The 2,913-nt window shown below is 65.8% G+C and carries 2 protein-coding genes; one reads left to right on the forward strand and one right to left on the reverse strand.

Annotation, left to right across the window (positions count from 1 at the left end; translation table 11 throughout):
- Positions 1-253 precede the first annotated feature (253 nt).
- Positions 254-1,200, forward strand: a protein-coding gene (locus ACSLE4_RS04875) for an IS630 family transposase (protein WP_435903353.1) whose coding sequence is annotated in 2 segments (ribosomal slippage) — positions 254-590 and positions 590-1,200 — 948 coding nt in all. Because the reading frame shifts where the segments join, the coding sequence is not laid out codon by codon here.
- Positions 1,201-1,382: 182 nt separating this feature from the next.
- Here ACSLE4_RS04875 and ACSLE4_RS04880 read toward each other — a convergent pair.
- A complete protein-coding gene (locus tag ACSLE4_RS04880; protein WP_435903354.1) occupies positions 1,383-2,735 on the reverse strand; it encodes an IS1380 family transposase in 1,353 nt (450 codons plus the stop codon).
- Between the last annotated feature and the right edge of the window lie 178 nt (positions 2,736-2,913).

The following is a 2,913-nucleotide window of genomic DNA, read 5'->3' on the forward strand; positions in this document are numbered from 1 at the left end:
GGTTTAAAAAAATCTAGGCCGGAACTGACGCACCGGCCAGCGCCAGCGCCAACGCACAGCCCCAGACAATCGCGAGGCGGCCGAGTTCGGTGGGATCGATCTGGCGCAAGGTGTTCATTGCGCCACCTTCGCAGCAATCGGTTAACGACGCGTAAACCGCTAGAGCAGATTTCGAGCTGACTGACTCGTCGGGGATTCCCAAAGCGGTTCTGATGTGATTCAAACTGCATGCTGGCGAAGGAGGCTGGCATGCATGGCCAAGTCTCTGTCTGTGGACCTTCGTGAACGGGTGATCGCGGTAATCGATGGCGGGGTGTCGCGCCGCCAGGCGGCGGCTCGGTTCGGGGTCAGCGTTTCGAGTGCGATCCGCTGGCATGCGCTGGCCCGGCGTTCCGGCCATGCCACGCCCAGGCGGCAGGGCGGCGACCGGCGCTCGGGCCGGATCGAGGCGCATGCCGGGGTGATCCTCGATGCGGTGGCGAAGCAGTCGGACATCACGCTCGCCGAACTGCGCGAGCTTCTGGCCGGGCGCGGCGTCAGCGTCGGGATCGCCACGCTTTGGCGGTTCTTCGCGCGTCGCAGGATCACGCTCAAAAAAAGTCCGGGCACGCGGCCGAGCAGGATCGTCCCGATGTCCTGATACGGCGCGAGGCGTGGTTCGAGGGGCAGCTCGACCTCGACCCGCACACTCTCGTGTTCATCGACGAGACCGGTGCCAACACCAAGATGGCCCGTCGGCATGGCCGGGCGCCGCGCGGCGAGCGGCTGCGGTCGAGCTTGCCGCACGGGCACTGGAAGACGACCACCTTCGTCGGCGCTTTGCGGCTGACCGGGATGACCGCGCCGATGGTGCTGGATGGCCCGATGACCGGCGAATGGTTCCTCGCCTACGCCGAGCACGTCCTCGTCCCCACGCTCAAGCCCGGCGATGTCGTGATCCTCGACAACCTGCCCGCGCACAAGGGCGTCGCGGTCCGCCACGCGATCGAGGCGGCCGGCGCGAGGTTGCTGTTCCTCCCGCCGTACTCACCCGACTTCAACCCGATCGAGAACGCCTTCTCCAAGCTCAAAGCCCTGCTCCGCAAAGCCGCCGCGCGCACCGTCGAGCACCTCTGGCGGGTCATCGGCGACAGCCTCGACGCCTTCACCCCCACCGAATGCGCCAACTACTTCACCGCCGCAGGCTATGATGCATACTGATCGGAAAACGCTCTAGCCTCTCTGATTCACCGGGCCGCTGCGTGATGGCGTGATCGGACACGGCGGCGGTGTGCGGTTTTGCGCGCACGATCTGGTCCGTTGCGCCTGGTGCCTCGCGTTTGGCCGAGAGGTTTGCGGGGTTTGTGGGCGGGGTGGATGGATCTGCGGCACTGCCGCGCCGGTCAGGTCGGCGCGGGTTTGAGGGCGCGGGCTATATGCCGGAAGATGTCGGCATCGGGACAGGCCGAGGCGAAGGCGATGCGGACACGGCTGGCAGTTTCGATGACCCGGGCCGCGACCTTGATCAGCCGCAGGCGGATGGTGGCGAACTCGGCAGTCCTGAGGACGGCGGTTTCCGGCAGCGCCTGGCGCACGGTCCACATCAGCCAGTAGGCGGCGGTGTGGAGGATCAGCCGCATCTGGTTGGCATTGGCGGAACGGCACGAGGTGCGGTCGCTCTTCAGCTGGGCCTTGTGCATCTTGATGAGGTTCTCGGCCTGGCCGCGGGCGCAGTAGAGCGTGTCGTAGATCCGCTCGGCCGAGCCAGTCTGGAGCGAGGTGACGACATAGCGGATATCAAGCCCCATGGTGCTGGCCTCGATGCGCGCCACAACGCGCCGGCCCGTCGTGCCCCAGCTCTTTGCCGCATAGCGGGTCTCGGTATAGCGGCGCAGGACCGGCCATCCCCTTGTGGCGCGGTCGATGCAGACCGCATCGGCCACGCCGACAATGGCAGGATCGGCGTGCAGCATCCGGTTGCCGGGAAGGCCGAACACATAATCGACCTTGTTGGTCTCGCACCACGTCATGATCTCGGGCCGGCCATAATGGCCGTCGCCGCGCAGCGTGATCCGGGTCCTGGGCCAATGGCGCCGGATGCGCCGGATCAGGCGGCGCACATGGCCGGCCATCTCGGCCCCCGACGGCGTTTTACCGGCGCGCAGCAACATCGCCACCGGTCGCCCTGTCACGGTGTCGTAAACGTGGATCGGCAGGAAGCAGCGTGTCCCGTAGTGACCATTCCAGAACGACAGTTGCTGGCCGCCGTGGACGACGTCGACCGTCTCGTCGATGTCGAGCGTCACCGCTGCGGGCGGGGCGGGATAGCTGGCGCAGTAGATATCGACCATGACGCCCATCATCTTCACCAGTTCGCGCGTCGTCGGTGCGTTCTCCCAGCGGCTCATCGTCGGTTGGCTGGCGAGGCCGACAGCCGCGCCGGGCAGCTTGCCCGCCGCCAGCTTGAAGCCGGGATCGTGGCGCAGCGTATCGAGGTCGTCGGCATCCTCATAGCCGCAGGCGATCGCCAACATCCGTGCCTGCAGGATGTCGCCCAGACCATGGACGACCCGGCTCTGGTCCCGGGGGTCGGCAATGCAGCTGGCCAGACGCCCGGCAATGCCCATCCGCCGCTCCGCTTGGGCCAGCAACAGCACCCCGCCGTCCGACGTCAGCCGCCCACCATCGAAAGCTGCGGTTACCTTCTTGCGGCAGATGGCTGGGAATCCAAAAGGAACAACGCTATCGTCGATAATGGCGGGCGTGGCACTTTCTGTCCGGTGTCAGAGGGTCGTGTAAGCAACCATTCTCTACACTGAATCAGTAGTTTAAGCTACGTTCGCCAACCAGAAATAGCTCCGCTCATGAATAATCCGGGCTAGTGGGCGGGAGGCCGCTGACCGGGCGGTATCACTGGATAGCAAGAACAGTGAG

The organism is Methyloceanibacter sp. (assembly GCF_051306395.1).
Lineage (GTDB): Bacteria > Pseudomonadota > Alphaproteobacteria > Rhizobiales > Methyloligellaceae > Methyloceanibacter.